At 69.5% G+C, this 18,549-nt stretch carries 12 protein-coding genes; 3 read left to right on the top strand and 9 right to left on the bottom strand.

The genetic code is table 11. From position 1 onward, the window contains the following. Positions 1–3,756: a nitrate reductase subunit alpha gene (locus IT779_RS05245; RefSeq protein ID WP_196148031.1), complete on the bottom strand. Its 3,756-nt coding sequence runs from the start codon at positions 3,754–3,756 to the stop codon at positions 1–3. Positions 3,757–4,404: 648 nt separating this feature from the next. On the opposite strand from IT779_RS05245, the gene IT779_RS05240 reads away from it, so the two are divergent. Beyond that, positions 4,405–5,214, top strand: a complete 810-nt coding sequence (locus IT779_RS05240; protein ID WP_332838668.1) for a helix-turn-helix transcriptional regulator — start codon at positions 4,405–4,407, stop codon at positions 5,212–5,214. 191 nt (positions 5,215–5,405) lie between these two features. Beyond that, positions 5,406–6,311: a hypothetical protein gene (locus IT779_RS05235; protein ID WP_196148030.1), complete on the top strand. Its 906-nt coding sequence runs from the start codon at positions 5,406–5,408 to the stop codon at positions 6,309–6,311. Positions 6,312–6,348: 37 nt separating this feature from the next. Here IT779_RS05235 and mtnC read toward each other — a convergent pair whose 3' ends face one another. The 8 genes from mtnC to IT779_RS05195 form a co-directional block, all read right to left on the bottom strand. After that, complete coding sequence (mtnC, locus tag IT779_RS05230; RefSeq protein WP_196148029.1) at positions 6,349–7,038, bottom strand: acireductone synthase; 690 nt, start codon at positions 7,036–7,038, stop codon at positions 6,349–6,351. Next, entirely contained in the window at positions 7,035–7,610 is a 576-nt protein-coding gene (locus tag IT779_RS05225; protein WP_196148028.1) for a 1,2-dihydroxy-3-keto-5-methylthiopentene dioxygenase, read from the bottom strand. The genes mtnC and IT779_RS05225 overlap by 4 nt, the downstream gene beginning before the upstream one ends. Continuing rightward, the gene (gene mtnA / locus IT779_RS05220) at positions 7,607–9,280 is read right to left on the bottom strand and encodes an S-methyl-5-thioribose-1-phosphate isomerase (protein WP_196148027.1); all 1,674 of its coding nucleotides are present in this window, start codon (positions 9,278–9,280) and stop codon (positions 7,607–7,609) included. The genes IT779_RS05225 and mtnA overlap by 4 nt, the downstream gene beginning before the upstream one ends. Positions 9,281–9,727: 447 nt before the next feature. After that, entirely contained in the window at positions 9,728–9,898 is a 171-nt protein-coding gene (locus IT779_RS05215; protein ID WP_196148026.1) for a hypothetical protein, read from the bottom strand. Between the two features lie 110 nt (positions 9,899–10,008). Continuing rightward, complete coding sequence (locus IT779_RS05210; RefSeq protein WP_196148025.1) at positions 10,009–11,778, bottom strand: NTP transferase domain-containing protein; 1,770 nt, start codon at positions 11,776–11,778, stop codon at positions 10,009–10,011. An 86-nt stretch (positions 11,779–11,864) separates the two neighbouring features. Next, positions 11,865–12,590 carry a VOC family protein gene (locus tag IT779_RS05205; protein ID WP_332838667.1) on the bottom strand — a complete coding sequence of 242 codons (726 nt, stop codon included), beginning with the start codon at positions 12,588–12,590 and terminating at the stop codon, positions 11,865–11,867. A gap of 45 nt (positions 12,591–12,635) precedes the next feature. Further along, complete coding sequence (locus tag IT779_RS05200) at positions 12,636–12,941, bottom strand: MGMT family protein (RefSeq protein WP_196148023.1); 306 nt, start codon at positions 12,939–12,941, stop codon at positions 12,636–12,638. Beyond that, positions 12,941–13,720, bottom strand: coding sequence for an alpha/beta fold hydrolase (locus IT779_RS05195; RefSeq protein ID WP_332838666.1), 780 nt, complete (start codon positions 13,718–13,720; stop codon positions 12,941–12,943). The genes IT779_RS05200 and IT779_RS05195 overlap by 1 nt, the downstream gene beginning before the upstream one ends. 231 nt (positions 13,721–13,951) lie before the next feature. On the opposite strand from IT779_RS05195, the gene IT779_RS37465 reads away from it, so the two are divergent. Next, entirely contained in the window at positions 13,952–18,145 is a 4,194-nt protein-coding gene (locus IT779_RS37465) for an ATP-dependent DNA helicase (protein ID WP_232541457.1), read from the top strand. Positions 18,146–18,549: the final 404 nt, after the last annotated feature.

Here is an 18,549-nt window from a genome sequence, read left to right as displayed (position 1 = left end):
TCAGTACTCGACTTTCTGCGAGCGGCGGCGGATGGTCGTTACTTCGTCACGCTGATTCCCGGTCGGCCCGTGGTAGTTCAGCGCGAAGGACTGCTGCGCGTAGCCGCCGATGAGGTGGGACGGTTTGATCATGATGCGGGTCAGCGCGTTGTGGATGCCGCCGCGTTTGCCGCGTGCGCCGTTGACCTTCGGGGTGCCCTCGATGCGCGGCACGTCGACGGCCCGGTCCTGCGCGTGGTACATGAACACCGTGCCCTCGGGCATGCGGTGCGAGACGATGGCGCGCGCGACCACGATGCCGTTGCGGTTGATGGCCTCGATCCAGTCGTTGTCGGCGACCCCGATCTTGGCGGCGTCCTTGTCCGACATCCAGATCGACTGCCCGCCGCGTGAGAGCGTCAGCATGTGCAGGTTGTCCTGGTACGCGGAGTGGATCGACCATTTGGAGTGCGGGGTGAGATACCGCACGGTGACGCCGTTCTCGCCGACCTCGCCGACGCCGGGCTCGCTGAACAGGGCCGTCATGTCCAGCGGCGGCCGGAAGATCGGCAGCTGTTCGCCGAGTTCGATCATCCAGTCGTGGTCGAGGTAGAAGTGCTGGCGACCGGTGAGCGTATGCCACGGCTTGAGGCGTTCGGTGTTGATGGTGAACGGGGAGTAGCGTCGTCCGCCGGTCTCGCTGCCCGACCATTCCGGTGAGGTGATCACCGGCACCGGCCTGGCCTGGGTATCGGCGAAACTGATGCGTTTGCCCTCGTGTTCGGCGGCCAGGTCGGCGAGCTTGGTGCCGGTGCGCCGTTCCAGCGCGTGGAATCCCTCGACGGCGAGGCGGCCGTTGGTGGTGCCCGACAGCGCGAGGATGGCTTCGGCGGCGTGCGTGTCGCGCGCCAGAGACGGCCTGCCCTTGGCGATGCCGGACACCACCGTGCCGTTGACGCCCGCGAGGTGGGCGACTTCCGGCTCGGGGTGGGTGGTGACGCCCTTGGTGGTGAGCCCCAGTGTGTCGACCAGCGGGCCGAGCGCCGCCATCTTCTCCGCCAGATTCGGGTAATCCCGTTCGACGACAACCAGTTTCGGCATCGTCTTGCCCGGGATGGGTTCGCACTCCCCGGCTTTCCAGTCCAGCACCCGACCGCCCGCCTGCGCCAGCGCGTCCGGCGAATCGTGTTGCAGCGGAACGGCGACGATGTCCTTGCGCACGCCGAGATGCTTCTCCGACATCCACGCCACGCCGCGCGCGATGCGGTGGAACGCGTCGAAATCGGTCTTGGCCTCCCACGGCGGTGAGATGGCGGGGGAGAAGGCGTGCACGAACGGGTGCATGTCGGTGGAGGAAAGGTCGTGCTTCTCGTACCAGGTGGCCGCGGGCAGCACGATGTCGGAGAACAGGGTGGTGCTGGTCATCCGGAAGTCCAGCGACAGCAGCAGATCCAGCTTTCCGGTCGCCGCGGTGTCCCGCCAGACCAGTTCCTGCGGGCGCACCCCGGTGGCGTCGGTGGTCTGCACGTTGGAGTCCGCGCCGAGCAGGTGTTTGTGGAAGTACTCGTTGCCCTTGCCCGACGAGCCGAGCAGGTTCGCCCGCCACACCGTGAGGCAGCGCGGGAAGTTCTCCGGCGCGTCGGGATCCTCACAGGCGAAACGCAATTCGTCGGCCTTCAGCTTCTCCACCACGTAGTCGGCGGCGGGCACGCCCGCGGCCTCGGCCTCGTCGGCCAGGTCGAGCGGGTTGCGGTCGAAGGTGGGATAGCTCGGCATCCAACCCAATCGGCTCGCCAGCGCGATGTTGTCGGCGGCGGTGCGCCCTCGGAAGGCGCCCTTGCCGAGCGGGGAGGCGAAGGACTGCGAGGTGAACGGGTCGTAGCGCCACTGGTCGTTGGTCAGATACCAGAAGACGGTGCCCTGCATCTGGCGCGGCGGGCGCTGCCAGTCCAGACCGAAAGCCAGTGTGGACCAGCCGGTCACGGGCCTGCACTTCTCCTGGCCGACGTAGTGCGCCCAGCCGCCGCCGTTCACGCCCTGGCAGCCGGTGAGCAGGGTGAGGGTGAAGAAGGCGCGGTAGATCTGGTCGGAGTGGAACCAGTGGTTGGTGCCCGCGCCCATCAGGATCATCGACCGGCCTCCGGAACGGTCGGCGTTGTCGGCGAATTCGCGGGCGATGCGGGCGGCCTGCACGGCGGGCACGCCGGTGACGGTCTCCTGCCAGGCGGGGGTGTAGGGCTCGGCGGCGTCGTCGTAGCCGGTGGGCCAGTCGCCGGGCAGTCCGTCGCGCCCGACGCCGTACTGCGCGAGCAGCAGGTCGAAGACCGTGGTCACCCGCTTGCCCGCGACCGTGATGGTGGGGACGCCACGCAGCAGCACGCCACCCTTGTCGGTGTCGTAACGCGGCATCCGCACGGCCAGGTCGGAGCGGCCTGGCGCGTCGTAGAGGCTCAGCAGCGGGTCGACGCCCTCGAGGTCGAGATTCCACTTGCCGGTGCCGGATTCGGTGAACCGGTGTCCGAGCGCGCCGTTGGGCACCACGGGATTTCCGGCGTCGTCCAGCAGCACCGGTTTGTGGGCCGCGCCCTCACCGGTGTCGCCGAGGTCGGCGGCGGTGAGGAATTTCCCGGCCAGCGCGCCGTCGTGGTGGTAGTTGCCCTCGGCGTCCCAGCCACGCGGATCGTCGAGGCACACCAGATACGGCAGGTCGGTGTAGCGCTTGACGTAGTCGAGGAAGCGCGCGGTGGCACGTTCGACGAAGAACTCCTTGAGGATCACGTGCCCCATCGACATGGCCAGGGCGGCGTCGGTTCCGGGCCGCGCGGGGACCCACTCGTCGGCGAACTTCGTGTTGTCCGCGTAGTCGGGGGAGACCACGATGACCTTCTGCCCCCGGTAGCGCGCCTCGGTCATGTAGTGCGCGTCGGGCGTGCGGGTGACCGGGACGTTGGAGCCCCACATGATCAGGTAGCCCGCGTCGAACCAGTCCGCGGATTCCGGCACGTCGGTCTGGTCGCCGAAGACCTGCGGCGAGGCCACCGGCAGGTCGGCGTACCAGTCGTAGAACGACAGCATGGAGCCGCCGAGCAGGGAGATGAAGCGCGCGCCGACGGCGTGGCTGACCATCGACATGGCCGGGATCGGCGAGAATCCGGCGACCCGGTCGGGCCCGTAGCGCTTGATCGTGTGCACGTGCGCGGCGGCCGCGATCTCGGCGGCCTCCCACCATTCGGCTCGCACGAATCCGCCCTTGCCGCGCGCGGATTTGTAGCGCGCCGCCTGTTCCGGATCCTCCACGACGGACTCCCAGGCCAGCACGGGATCCTTCAACCGCTGTTTGGCCTGCCGGTAGAGGTCGAGCAGGACGCCGCGCACGTACGGGTACCGAACGCGCGCGGGCGAGTAGGTGTACCAGGAGAAGGACGCGCCGCGCGGGCAGCCGCGCGGTTCGTACTCGGGTTTGTCCGCGCCGACCGAGGGATAGTCGGTCTGCTGCGACTCCCAGGTGATCACGCCGTCCTTGACGTAGATCTTCCACGAGCACGACCCGGTGCAGTTGACGCCGTGCGTCGAGCGCACGACCTTGTCGTGGGCCCAGCGATCCCGGTAGAACTCGTCGGCCGAGCGCCCGCCGACCTTGTGCACACTGCGATGATCCGCGGACACCTCGCCGCGCTGGAAGTATTTCCCCAACCGCAGCAACACCTCGGCCGCGTCCGGGGTGGACGCGCCCGTCGCCTCGGGGGTTGCCGTATTTCTAGTGCGTGATTCGACCACGACGCCCCCTCGGAACAATTGACTCGGGCTGTTGTACCCGACTGTAAGGACGTCGCGACGTGCGGCAAAACGAATGTCTCACACCGCGCTCACATCGGTCGTGAGGTGTGAGGTCGGCGCAACCTGACGGTCACCGAACGCGGCTTCGCCGTGATCGCGGCCGTTGCCGTCACCTGGGCGGATTCGCCGCTACCGGCGCGAACGCCCGCACGCGGGGGCGTTTCGGGGCCTCGGCGGTGATGCTTTGGAAACGGCCACTTCTCTCGCGCTTAATATTTGTTAACACACTTTCGGCGGCTTTCGCGCCGCTTTCTCACCACTTCCGTCGTCGCGCCGCGGCGTCGGGTGCATCGGTCTCGCGGCGCCCGCGCACCGGCTCCGACGGCGCGAATGCCGCTGGCGGCGACGCCGATTCGAGCGGCGCGCGGTTGCTGTGATGTAGCCAACACATTGCTGAGCCGTTCGGAGTAACGAAAAGTCCTCGTTTAATATCGAAGTTGATGGGCAGGTGTCCGGATCGCGGGCGAGGGGAGTCATGTATTCGACTGACGCTCGGCGCCGGATTCGGGCCGATGGTATTCGGCTCGGTGATCGGGTCGGGGCGCGCGATCGATTGACACGTCTACATTTTCATAGGAGCGGAGTGTTGTGCCACGCAAAACGAGCGAAGTCGGCGTCGGGCAGCAGCTATTGCGGCCGCCCACCCTCGGTGGGTTGTTGCGCAAGCTCAGGGACGAACGACGCATATCGCGGGAGAAGTTGGCGTTCGCGGCGGGCGTCAGCGCCAGCTATATCACCCACCTCGAAGGCGGAGACCGGGATCATCCGACCAAAGCCGTGGTGGACGCGCTGATTCGGTATCTGGACCGGGTGCGGCCGCTGACCGGCGCCGAACGCAGGCATCTGTTCGACCTGGCCGGGCTTCCCGACGGCGGGTACCCCGCCGTCGCGGAAATGCGGGCTGGCATCGGCGCCGACATGCGGCGCGGGTTGGCCGTGCACGAGCCGAATGCCGCCTGCTACCTGGACACTCGATGGAATCTGCTGAGCTGGAACCGATCCTACGCCGCGCTCTTCCCCGGACTGGTCGAGGATGGGAACATGCTGCGCTGGCTGTTCGGCAACGAGATCGCCAAGCGGGTGATGGTGGAGTGGGAGCGCGAGGCGGCCTTGGCCGTCGAATGGCTGCGCGGACTGATCGGCCAGTCCGGCGACACGGCCTGGTCCGCCGAATTGCTCCGCGAATTGGGCGCTTATCCGGAATTCCGCGCGGTGTGGGCGGCCGGTGGCACCGCCTACGGTCGCGACAGCCCGCATATGCACTTACGTGATCCCGAGTCCGGGACCCGATTCGGTCTCGACGTCCAGATGTTCCGGGTGGATTCGGGCGCCCATCCGGGCCGCGTACAATTCTTCCTCGGCATACGGAACTCGCAGCCCGCGGTATCACCGCGTTGACCGGGGAAATTCGAGGTACCCCGGTGGGGGCACGTACTTCACAGGGTCCGCGCCACCGCCGAGATTGTCTGGACAACCATCGCGGGAAGGACTTTGATCCATTTATCACAGGTTCGGTTTTCGCCGAAGCCATCGAGGATCGCGAACCGGACGCACTTGGATTGCGGAAACATTGCGGGGAGTGACTGCGCATGGCTGACCAGCTCGAATTGGTACCCCACATCACGCTCGCCGCGGCGGCGGACTGCGGCAACGGCACCTTCGCCGTCTGCGGGGACGAGGGCCGCGCCCTCTGGTACGGCCCCTTCCTCGACAGCGACAGCGACCATCCGCACGGCGATCGTTTCGCGGGCGCCATGGCCGCCGCGTCCAGAGCGGTCTGGCTGGCCGGGCGGGCGCGCGCCGACTCCGGGCACCGGGAAGCCACGCTGCACCTCACCGTCACCGAACCGGATATGGACGCGGTGACCCTCGCGTGCACGGCGTCGCTGTCGGGTCTCGCGCTCGATCTCGAAGTGTCCGACGACAATCCCGCCGTCGACTGGTGCCAGGTCTTCGGCAGGCTCGACTGGAATCCGGGTGCGTTGATCAACCTGCTCGACGCCGAGTTGTCGGAGGGCGAGCAGCGCCGCCACCTCCGAACCGTGGCCACGTACGACGATTCGAAGGAGAGTTCCGCGATGACCGCACAGTCGACCATCGATCCCGCGGTGGAGTTGCGCGCCGCGCTGGAGGCGCTGCTGTTGCACGACTCCATCGGATTCGACGCCAGAATGCGCCACGCCGTCGCGGCCGTCGTGCACCTGGCCGTCGACACACCGCACGGCCCGCCCGAGGACGCCGAGGAATTCCTCGGACGGCTCGACGCGTCCTGGCTGCTGGCCGCATGGACCGGACACGATTCGGAGATGTCGCTGATCGCGACGCTCGCCGCGGGCGAGGTGCCGACGCTGTCGTGGTGCGAGCTGATGTTCACCACCGCGTTGGCGCCGTGGTCGACGAGTCCCGTCGCGGTGCACGCGCGGCGGATCTTCGCCAGCGTGCAGCACGGCAGGCTCGGCGCGGTGCGTCAGTCGGTGCGGGTCTCGGGGTCCTAGCGTCCGAAGGTGTTTCGGTGCCGGGCGGGCTCGTCCGTCACCGGTCGGGGTCGACCGCCTCGAAGGTGTCGACCCAAAGATGGGGTGGCCGTGGCACATTGGGTTCGCCGGGGCGATGCACGCCGATCACCGACCAGCCCGCCTCGACCGCGGCGTCGAGTTCGTCCGGGTGATCGGACAGGAACAGGATCTGCGCGGCGGGAACGTCGATGGCCGCGGCGATGCGCTCGTAGGAGTCGCGTTCGCGCTTCGGACCCGAAGTGGCGAGATCGAAATGGCCGTTGATCAGCGACGCCAGTTCGCGGTCCCGGGCGAATTCGAACCAGTCCCGTTGATTGCGAACCGAACCCGACGAGTACACGAACAGCCGGATCCCGGCCGCGTGCCACTTCTCCAGCGCGGGCGCGACATCGGGGAAGAACTCGCCGTGCAGCTCGCCGGCGCGGAAGCCCTCGGCGCAGATCAAGCCCTGCGCCGCCTTCAACGGTTCCGCCTTCACATCCGAACCGAGCCAGGTGCGCAGGATTTCGGCCACCGCGTCCACATCGGCGTCGGGTGTGTCCGCCAATTCCCTTGTCGCGGTGATGATCGACGCGGCCGCGCCGTCGCGGTACTCGGCCAGCCAGTGCGGGAGCCTGGCACGGGTGTAGCCGTACAGGTCCTCCCGTACCGAAGCGGTCGGACTCGTTGTGCCTTCGATGTCGAGGACGACGGCGACCGGTGTCACGGCGCGGTCAGCAACTCGTCCAGCGACGGGAAGTCACGGCTGATCTTCGCGCCGGTGAAATCACCCACCCAGCCGTCCGCCTCCTCGAAGAAGCGGATCGCGACGAAATCGGGTCGCGTGCCCATGTCGAACCAGTGCAGGGTGCCCGCCGGAACCGAGAGCAGGTCGCCCGCCTCGCAGACCACGGCCAATACCTCCTCGCCGAGGTGCAGGTAGAAGCAGCCGCGCCCGGCCGCGAAGAAACGCACCTCGTCCTCGGCGTGCCGGTGCTCGTCGAGGAATTTCGCGCGTGCGCCCGCCGCGACCTCGGCCCACGCGGGGTCGGCGTCGTTCGGGTGGATACGCGCGATATCGATGTGCTCGTAGCGGCCCGACTCGTTCAGCGCGGCGACCTCGTCGGCGTAGCGGGCCAGCAATTCGTCGGAGTCGACGGATTCGGCGCGCTCGACCACCGGCCAGCGGTCGAACGCGATGCCGTGCTCGGCCAGTTCGGCGGTGATCGCCGCTTCGTCGGTGGTGCGCACCCTGATGTCGCCGGGGCCGGCGGCGGCCATCACTTGCAGCAGTGTCATCTCTGTCCCCTCTCGGTGAGGTCGTCGGCGGTGAACGCCTGTCGTCGTCCGGTGCGGGTCACCAGCTCGCAGAGCGCCTCGAGACACTCCGCGCGATCGCGCGCTTGCGTCAGTGTCGCACCCCACGCGGTGATGCCGTGGCCCGCGATACCGAAAACCGGTGGCGCGTCCGGATATTCCGCCAGGTACCGTTCGACGTCCGCGCCGATCCGCGCGACATCGCGCCAATTGGGGAAAACCGGCAGGTCGATCGCCTCCGGATCGGCCACGCCCAGTCCCTTGATGAGCTCGTATTCACCGATCCGCAAGGTGGTGATCCGGTCGCGCTCGCCCGCGCTCGTGCACAGCGTCGTCGCGTACGGCGGATGCAAGTGCACGACCGCCGCGGCATCGGTGCGGCGATACACCGCGGTGTGAATGGTGGTCTCGGCGGACGGTTTACGCCGCTGCCCCGCGAGCGGAGCGGAGTCCGCGATCCGCACGGCGACCATGTCCTCGGCGCCGAGTTCGCCCTTGGACAAACCACTTCCGGTGACCAGCGCCGAATCCCCTTGCCGCACCGAGATATTACCCGCAGTGCCCGGCATCCAGCCGCGCACGTAGAGCCCCCGCGCGATATCGGCGATCACTCGGCCCGCGTCGCAGGCATCGGAAAGATGTGTCTGTGCCGCGATCCCGTCGCGATAGACCGCGCCTGCTTCGGTGACGACCGCCGTGACCAGTGCGGCGGGGGTCACGTCGAAGGCGGGGTTGAAGACCGGGGTGGCTTCGGGTGCGGTGGCGACGCCGCCGAATCCGGTGACCTCGTCGGCACGGCGCTGTTCGACCACGATCTCGGCGCCGGTGGCCATGCCCTGGTCGCGGGTGGATTCCGGGGCCACCACGAGGAACGGGATGCCGTGGTGACGCGCGGCGAGCGCGAGCATGTAGGTGCCGATCTTGTTGGCGACATCGCCGTTGGCGGTGATGCGGTCCGCGCCGACCAGCACGCAGTCGACCTGTCCGGTCGCCATGGCCCACGCCGCCGCGGAATCGATGGTGAGCCGGTGCGGTATGCCCGCTTCGGCCAGTTCCCAGGCGGTCAGGCGCGCGCCCTGCAACAGCGGGCGGGTCTCGTCGACGATCACTTCCTCGATCGCGCCGCGTTCGGACAGCACCCGCAGCGCGCCGATGGCGGTGCCGAAGGCGCTGGTGGCGAGGCGGCCGGTGTTGCAGTGCGTGAGCACCCGCAGCGGGCGGTCGCCGAGGAGGTCGATGACCAGATCGGCGGCATGGGTGGCGGCGGCGCGGTTGACCCGGCCGTCCTCGGCGAGCATGTCGAGGGTTTCGGCCAGGACGGCGTCGGCGCCGCGCGCGGCCACCGCGGTGACCCGTCGCACCGCCCACGCCAGATTCACGGCGGTGGGCCGGGCGTCGGCGATGCGTGCGGCGTCGGCGGCGAGCGCGACGGTGTCGACGGCGCCGTCGCGCGTGTGTGTCCGCGCGGCGATGACCACGGCGAAGGCGCCCGCGATGCCGATGGCGGGAGCGCCTCGGATGGCGAGGGTGGCGATGGCGTCGATGATCTGGTCGACGGTGCTCAGGCGCAGTTCGACAACCCGGTGCGGCAGTTCGCGCTGGTCGATGGTGAGCAGCGCACCGTCGTCCCAGATCAGGGAACTGTCGTCCATCAGGCGCATCCTTACCGTTCACGTGTTGCCTGATGAAAACGGTATCCGATACGTGCGCTCCGCCGCGCGGCGGGCGAAGACTTTCAGGACCCGCGGTCGTTCGTCCTCGACTGGTGGATCCGCCCGGCGTGCGGTCGCGGCGTCGGTTTCCGCGGGCAGCGCTTCGGCTCGTTCGAGCGGGTGGTGGCCGAGGCAGGCACCGTCGACCGGTTCCACTCCGCCGTCGATATGGTCGGGTTCCAATTACCGCACACGTCATGCCCGGTGGTCGGGAATCGAAAATGTAATCGTGTCGTGCGCAATTCGTTGCCGGCAAATAATGGGCGAAATGAAGTGCCTTTTACGCAATTGTTTCCACGCGGTATGAACACGCGCGGAACCCGTAGATTATGAATGGACATGCCGCGACCGCCGGCACCGACACCGGCGGTCGCGGAGCACGCTCGATCAGTGGCCGGAACGGCGCTCCGAGTCGCGCTCCATGGACGAACGGCCGTCCATGTTCTGGTTCTCGGGTGCGCCCGCGCGGCCGCCGCCCTGTTCCTGGCGCTGCTGTTGCTGCTGCCTCGGCATCTGCTTGGGCATTTTCTTAGGCGTTTTCTTCGACTTTTCAGCCATCTCCACTCGGTCCTTTCCGAAGTGATGTGTATTCGCCTAACGAACACACCATAGCGAGCGGACATGACCATCGGAAGTGAAATCCGAATATTGGAAAACGGCCCTCGCGTTCAGGCCGGTAGGGGCAGGAATTCCACGATCGCGCCGTCGCGGGCCTCGCTCGGGACGACCACGATGCCGTCGCGGTCCACGAGTCCGCCGAGGTGCGCGGTGCGGATGTGCGGATCTCCGGTCCACCCGCCTTCGGCCGCGATCCGCGCGGGCACGATCCGGGTGACAGCGGCGGACACGGCCGAGGCGTTGTGCAGCGGCCCGGTGAGCGGCCTGCGCGCCCCCGCGCCCGTGCGACCCGCGACGACCGCGTCCGCGAGCGTCATCAGCGTCGCCAGCGCCGCGAACGGGTTGCCCGGCAGGCCGAGAACTGTGACGCCGGAGAGTGTTTCCGCGACGAGTGTCGAACCGCCTGGCCGTAATCGCAGGCGATGCACCAGTACTCGCACGTGCGCCCGGGCTACGGCCTCGCGCAATTGATCCGCCGCGCCGCCGCCGGTCGCGCCGACGATCACGAGCAGGTCGACATCATCGGCGGCGGAGAGGATTTCGTCGAAACCGTGCGGCGTGTCACGCAGGTGCACGCGATCGTCGGCGCGGATTCCGTAGTGGGCGAGGATATCCGGCAGCACCGGGCCGATCGAGTCCCTGGTCTGTCCGGCGTGCAGCGGACCTTCGCCGCGAATCTCGTCGCCGGTCATCACGATTCGCGCGCGCACGGGTCCTCGGACCATGCCATCGGTGACTTCGACGCTCGCGGCCGCGGAGATGAGCGCCGAGGTCACCGGACTGCCCTGCGGCGCGACCGTGTCGCCGGTTTCGCGATCCTCGCCGCATCGGCGGATGTCGTCGCGCACCGGCGTTCCCGGCACCCGGTGCAGGACGGCATCGGGTCGGATCTCGGCGAACTCGTCGCGCAGCACCCCGCTCGCGCCATCCGGGACGTGCGCCCCGGTGGCGATGCGCACCGCCTCGCCGAGCAGCAGCCCGGACGGGCGCTCACCGCCCGCGAAACCGATATCGGCCCGCAACCGCCACGGTCCCTCGCCCGCGACCGCGTACCCGTCCATCGCGGACACGTCGAAGCGCGGCAGCGGACCGCGCGCGGTGAGTGACTCCGCCAGCGCCGCGCCCCGCACGCCGCGCAACTCCGCGCGACGGGGAGCCAGCCGCGTCAGACCCGTGCGCAGCACGTCCCTGGCCTGTTCCAGCGACAGTGGCGCCCGATCCTCGGCCTGCTCGGCCCCGGCGGTGTCACCGGCCTCGGCCCGCGCCTCGCGCACCTGTTCGGGGGTGTCCACATCCGAGATGCCGGACATCTCTACGACGACCGTATCCACCGGCACCAGCGCCTTCATGGGCTGATTGACCGGTGTGTCCAGTTTGGCGAGCGCGCCCGTGAGCGCTTCGCGCCGCCACACGCCGAGCAGATATTGCGGCCTGCCCGTGTCGTCGGCGGCGAAGACGGCGTCCGCGCCGGATTCGGCCTGATGGCGCACGAGTTCCGCGACCACCGAACCGGTCAGGAACGGCATATCGGCGGCCAGCGCCACGACCAGCGGCGCGGGATCATCGGCGCAGGCCGCGAGTCCGGCTTCGAGCGCGGCCACCGGACCCGCGCCCGGCGGCGTCTCCCGCACCTGGCGCACGGCGGCGTCGAGATCCTGGCGGTATGGGCCGACCACCACCGTGCGCGCGCAGGAACTCGCGACCGCGTCAAGTGCCGTCGACAGCAGCGAACGCCCGCCGATGACCAAGCCGGGTTTGTCGATGCCGCCCATCCGAGTGGCGCGCCCGCCCGCCAGCACGATGGCGTCGACGGCGGTCATAGTTCTGGGCCGTTGGCCGGGTACCGCATGAGCCACATGCTAATTCGTCGGGCGGGGATTCGACCCGAGGTGCTCGTCACGAGCGTTCACACCGTCGAGAAGTGCGGTGCGGGCCGCAACAGACAGAACTCGTTGGTCTCCGGATCGGCGAGCGGAAGGCCAGGCGCGGCCCCGAGACTGCCTGCGGCCAGCGGTATCGCGCCCGCGGCCCGCAAGCGTTCCACCTCGAGAGCCGGATCGTCGGCGGGGAAGGAGGTCAGGTCGAGGCGCAGGCGGTTGCGGCCGGATTTCGACTCGCCGGTGCGCACGAACTCCAGCCAACTGCCGAGTCCGGTGGCCGACCGCAACCCGGCGACCTCGGCGGTGTCGTAACCCAGCGGCCAGCCCGAGGCCGCCGACCAGAACGCGGCCAGGCGCAGCGGATCGGTGGTGTCGACCACGATGGCCGCGATCGCGCCGGTGTCGACGTATTGTTCGCGCGGCTCGAGCACGCAGAATTCGTTGCCCTCGGGATCGGCGAGCACCACCCACGGCACCGCGCCCTGACCGATGTCGATCGGTCGCGCGCCCAACGCCAGCGCCCGGTCCACCTGCACGCACTGATGGTCCAGCGAGCGGCTGGCCAGATCGAGGTGGATGCGGTTCTTGCCGCGTTTGGCGTGTTCGGCGGGCAGGAAGGTGAGCGCGATCTCGAGTCCGTCGGGATCGTTGGCCGCGATGTCGACCTCGTCCGGGCGGTCGACGGCCACCTGCCAGCCGAGTAGCTCCGCCCAGAAACCCGCCACCGACCGGGGCCGGTCTGCGTCGAACACGACACACGCCAAGCGGGTGGACATAACCAACGGTAACCCGCGCCGCTACCGATGTTCGGAAAACCGGAAACGCGCGGCCTTCAGGTCCACCCGGTCGTCGCGGATCGGCACACCCTCCTCGGCCAGCAGCCGCAGTTGCCGGGCGGCGAGATGAGCCGTCGGCCTGCCGGAGGCGCCGATCACGCGGTGCCACGGCAGGTCGGCGGAATCGACGCGCATGATCCAGCCGACCGTGCGCGGGGTCGACAGGCCCGCCGCCGCGGCGATGTCGCCGTAGGTGCTCACCGAGCCGCGCGGAATCCGCGCGACCAGGTCGCGGACCAGTTCGATATCGGCGTCCGAGGTCGGCATCAGCGCAGCGCCGCCCGCACCAGCTCGGCCACCTCGGCGGCTCTGGCCTGCGGCACCATGTGGTCGCAGTCCATGTCGCGCACCGTGAGCCGGTCGCCGAGACGTTCGGCGAGCGCGGCGCGCAATTCCGGTGTCACGAACGGCGGGTCGACCTTGGTGGCGCGGACGAGCACCGTCGGCATATCCGCGGGCGGCAGCACGAAATCGCGGGCCAGCTGCCCCCAGTAGGAGGTCAGCGCGGGCAGGCTCACCCGCCAGCCGACCCGGCCCGAACCGGTCGGGACCAGATGTTCGGCGAGTTCGGCCTCGAGCTGGTCGGCGGGCACCTCGTCCCACGAACTGGCCAGCTTGTCCGCGCGGGCCGCCGCGACATCCGCGTAGTCGGGATCGGCGAGGGTGCGGCGGGCGATGTCCTCGAGCCGCGTCGGGTCCAGCGCGATCGCCGGGTCGAGCAGCACGAGTCCGCGCACCAGTTCGGGATGGTGGTGCGCCAGGTGCAGCGCGCTCGCGCCGCCGAAGGAATGGCCGACCACCGGCACCGGTCCGTCGGCTTCGGCCTCGAGCAGTTCGGTCAGATCGGCGACTACCCGTTCGAAATCCCACGGCGGCAACGAGGTGGAGCGACCGTGTCCGCGCAGGTCGGGTGCGAGAATGCGGACCTCGGGCAGATGGTCGCGCGAGAGCGCGGCCCAACGCAGGCCGTGGCCGGTCAGTCCGTGCAAGGCGAGGATGAGTGGTCCCGAAGCGGGGCCGAAACGGTGCACATGAAGGGTCGACACGATGCCATTCTGCTAGGCGGTGAGTTGTGGCTGCTGCCCGGCGGAGATTTGCGGGTGTTGTTGGGCGGTGAGTTGCGGCTGCTGCCGGGCCGTGAGTCGCGTGCGCTGCCGGGCGGTGAGTTGCGGCGTTGTTGGGTGGTGAGTCGCGGGTGCTGCCGGGCCGTGAGTCGCGGGCGACTTGGCGTGCGGCGGTGTCCGCTACGTCACGTGGCGGCGGGGGAGCGCGCGGGGATGTCGGTCGCGTCTGTTGCAATAGCCCGCGTGGTGCGATCGGATAGCGCCGTGCGACTGGTTCGCGGGCACACGGCGGCGCCCGGAGTCCGACTCTGGGGCGCCCACGCGCGTCCGCTGTTCGAGGCGCACCGCCGGATCGGGCCGGTGCGTCCGGGATTCCGGCCGTGGCAGGTGCTCGGCGGGCCGGGCAGCGGCAAGACCGCACTGCTGGTCGACCTGGCCGCCGAACGCATCGCCGAAGGTGTCGACCCGGAATCGCTACTGGTCCTGACCCATTCGAAACAGGCGGCCGAGACCGTGCGCGACGCGATCACCGCGCGCCTGGCCGGACTCGACGGCGCCGAAGGCGGCGTGCCCGGCGCCACCCGCGAGCCTCTCGTGCGCACCGTGCACTCCTACGCCTTCTCGGTCCTGCGCAGACACGCGCTCGCCCACGGCAATCCGCCGCCGCGTTTGCTGACCGGTGCCGAACAGGATGCCGTGCTGCGCGAAATGCTGCGCGGCGACCTCACCGACATCGCCGAAGGCGCCACCGGACTGTGGCCGCCGCGCCTGCATCCCGCGCTCGGGCTCGCCGGCTTCGCCGAACAGTTGCGCGATCTCATGCTCCGCGCCACCGAGCGTGGACTCGGGCCCGAGGACCTCATGCGCTTGGGGCGCGCGCACGACAAGGAGGAGTGGGTCGCCGCCGGTGGGTTCGCCATGCGTTACGAGCAGTCCATGCTGTTGCGCTGGTCTGTCGGCGTCGAGGCGCCCGAGGCGACAGCTCCCGCGCTGGACGCGGCCGAACTGGTCGGCGCGGCGCTCGACGCACTCGCCGGTGACGCCGAACTGCTCGCCGCCGAACGGGCGCGCATCCGATATCTGCTGGTGGACGACGCGCAGCACCTCGATCCGCAGGCCGCGCTTCTGGTCAGGGTGATCGGCGCCGCCGCGCACCTCGCCGTGGTCGCGGGCGATCCCGACCAGGCGGTGTTCACCTTCCGCGGCGCGGATTCCGGATTCCTCACCGATCTGGACGTTCCCGACGGGCAGTGTGTCGTGCTCGCCGAGAGTCACCGCGCGAGTCCGCCGGTGCGCGCGGCGGTCGCTCGCATAGCCGCACGATTGCCAGGCGTGCCGCCGCATCGGTTCACCGTGCCTGCGCGCGACGCCGAACCGGTCGATCGCGGCGCGGCCGTACGTGTGCGCGTGCTTGCCACGCCCGCCAAGGAGGCCGCGCTGATCGCCGACCATTTGCGGCGTGCCCACCTCACCGCGGGGGTGCCGTGGTCGCGAATGGCGGTCATCGTGCGTTCGGTGCCGCTGTCGCTGGCACCCTTGCGTCGCGCGCTCCTCGCCGCCGGAGTGCCCGTGCAGCAGCCCGCGCTCGACGTGCCGCTCGCTCGGCGGCGTGGTGCGGCGTGGATGCTGGTCGCCCTGCGCGCGCTCCTCGCCGGGGAACGCGCCGCGAACGACGAACTGTTCTCCGCCGAGGACGCGCTCGACCTGCTCGGCGGTCCGCTCGGCGGCGCCGACCAGATCACCCTGCGACGGCTGCGGCGCGGTATCCGGCGCAGTGTGCTCGAGCTCGAACGGGCGCGAGGATGGACCGGTCACGATCCCGATATCGACGAGTGGGAGAGCGGGGCATCGGTCGAATCGCCCACCGATGTGTGCGGTGCGAACGAAGCGGTCCTCACGCATGGTGCCGGTGTGCCGGACTCGGGTGACGATGGGCATGCGGCGGACGTGTCGAAGGGTTCGACGGCCGATGCGCATCCGAGGACTTCGGGGTTCGCCGAGGATCCACCCGGGGGACCGGACGACCATGCGCCGGACATCCAGGCGGGCCGCCCGGAGAGCCGTGGGCGGAAGCGGTCGGTCGATGACGCGGAGTCGAACGAGGGATTCGCTGTCGACGGCGAGTCGTCCGGGCGGTCCGTTCGTGGTGTGGGGGCGCGCGGGCGGTCTTCGGATGGTGTGGAGATATACGAGCGGTCTTCGGATGCGGCGGAGTCATATGGCCGGTTCTCGGATACCGCGGGAGAGCGTGGCCTGGTCTCGGATGCCGCGGCGTCGCGTGGGCGGTCTTCGGATGCCGCGGAGTCGCACCAGCGATCCGCTCACGGGGAGTCGCGTGGGTGGGCCGCGGATGATGTGGACGATTCCGCCTTTGTGGATCGTGGTGAGATCGGCGAGTCCACCCCGGGTGATGTGGAGGGCGCGCCGTCCGAGGAATGGGTTGCCTACGAGCCAGAGGAATCCGGTTGGTATGACAGCGATGTCGACTGGGGGATCGAAGTCGACGATTCCGCCGAGTCCGAAAGCGTGCGGCAGCGTGGCGAATCCGCGCGTCCGGCATGGCTCGCCCGACTCGCGCAGCGGGAGCGGACCGAGGAAACGAACGAGACAGGTGGGGAAGGGATTTCGCTGTCCGATCGGTCCTCGGCGGAACTGCTGCGCGAACTGATCGTCGGTTCCGGCGAACAAGTCCTGCTCGAAGGGCTCACCGAGGTCGAATCCGCGCCGCTGCGGCGGGTGCTGACCGCGCTGGAGCGGGCGCGCAAGGCCAGGCGATCCGGCGCGGGACTCGAAGAGGTGCTGTGGGCGCTGTGGACGGCCTCGCGGCTGGAACGGCGCTGGGTCGACCGGTCCGAACGCGGCGGCGCGGTCGGCATGCAGGCCGATCGGGATCTCGACGCCGCGGTCGCGCTGTTCGACGCCGCCGCGGCCTATGTGGACCGGCTGCCGCGCGCGAGTATCGAAGGATTCGTGGAATATCTCGTACAACAGGAGATTCCGCAAGACTCTCGGCCCTTGACCGCCCCCGGTGACGCGGTCGCGCTGGTGAGCGCGCACGCCGCGGCCGGACGGGAATGGGATGTGGTGGCCGTCGCCGCGGTCCAGGAGGGGATCTGGCCCAATCCGCGCCAACGCGGAACCCTGCTGCACACAGAAGATCTCGTCGACCTCACCGCTGGCATCGAACCGCTCGGTGAACAAGTCGGCCGGGCCGCGCCGATCCTGGCGGAGGAACGCAGGCTGCTGCTGGTGGCATGCAGTCGCGCACGCTGGTCACTGTTGGTCACAGCCGTCGAATCCGTCTCCGGTGAAAGAGATCTCGTGCCTTCGAGGTTCCTCGCCGAGATGCTCGGCCACGACGACGACCGCGAACCCGGTGCGCTGCCCGTGGTCGACCCCGGCCGCGCATTGGTCATGCACGCACTCGTCGCCGAATTGCGCGGAGTGGTCTGCGATTCCGATGCCGACCCCGCGCGTCGGGAGCGGGCCGCGCACCAGCTCGCGCGCTTGGCCGAGGCCGGTGTCCCGGGGACACACCCCGAAGACTGGTACGGCACAGGCGAACTCAGTTCCCCGCGCCCGCTGTGGGAGAACGACGGGAATCCCGTCGCGCTGTCACCGTCGACCGTGGAACTGCTGCGCACCTGTCCGCTGCGTTGGGCGCTGGAACGCAACGGCGGCACCGACGGCGACAACCCGCACGCGGTCAAAGGCAACCTCGTGCACACCCTGGTGCAGGCGCTCGCGGGGCGGGTCCCGGAATCCCAGGTGCGCGCCGCCCTCGAACGCACCTGGCGCGGTATCGATCCCGGCGCGGGCTGGTACTCGCGCCAAGAACTGCGCCGCACCGAGACCATGTTGGAGACCTTCATGGCCTGGGTCCGCAACACCAGGGGCGAACTCACCCAGGCCGGAGTCGAAGTCGCCGTCGACTGCGAACTGCCGGGACGCACCGAAGACGAGCCCGCGGTGCGCATCAAAGGCCGCATCGATCGGCTCGAACGCGACGAATTCGGCCGCTTCGTCATCGTGGACGTCAAGACCGGCAAGACACCGGTCACCAAACAGGCCGCCGCCGACCACGCGCAACTCGCCACCTACCAGGTCGCCGCCGCCTACGGCGCACTCGACGACCCCGAATCCGCCGTCGACCCCGCCGACCCCGGCGAGCCGGGCGGCGCGCGCCTGGTTTACGTCGCCAAACCGAGCCGCGACGGCGCCACCGAACGCACCCAGAACCCTCTGGACCCCGAAGCGCTCGACACCTGGCGCACCACCATCCACGACGCCGCCACCGCCACTCGAGGCCCCAGCTACCTCGCCATGCGCAACGACGGCTGCCGCCACTGCGCGGTCTCCGGCAGCTGCCCCGTGCAGGACACCGGCCGACAGGTCACCGACGAATGACCACACCGCCGCGCCCCCTCTCACCTCCCGATGTCCCGGCCGCCCCCCGCCGGACATCTGCGAGAGTGTGGTGATGAATCGAGTGATGCCGACCCCGTCGCCCGCAGCCAACCCGCTGCGCTCGACGGCCGCGCATCGCTCCGCCCCCCGCACGCCCGCTGCCGCGAATCGGCCGGGAATCGCTGTGCGAGCAAGTGTGCGCGGGCCGGTTTCCGTGCAGGCGTGGCGAGGTGCACGCTGCACGACTCCGTTCGGGTGTTCGACCCCCGCGGCCGACCCGCTGCGCTCGACGGCCACGTATCACCCCGTCCTCCGCACGCCCGCTGGCGGAAATCGGCCGGGAATCGTTGTGCGAGGTAGTGTGCGCGGGCCGGTTTCCGTGCAGGCGAGGCGAGGCGCGCACT

The sequence above is a fragment of the Nocardia bovistercoris genome (assembly GCF_015674855.1).
Classification (GTDB): domain Bacteria; phylum Actinomycetota; class Actinomycetes; order Mycobacteriales; family Mycobacteriaceae; genus Nocardia; species Nocardia bovistercoris.
This window is presented reverse-complemented; position numbering and strand designations above follow the sequence as displayed.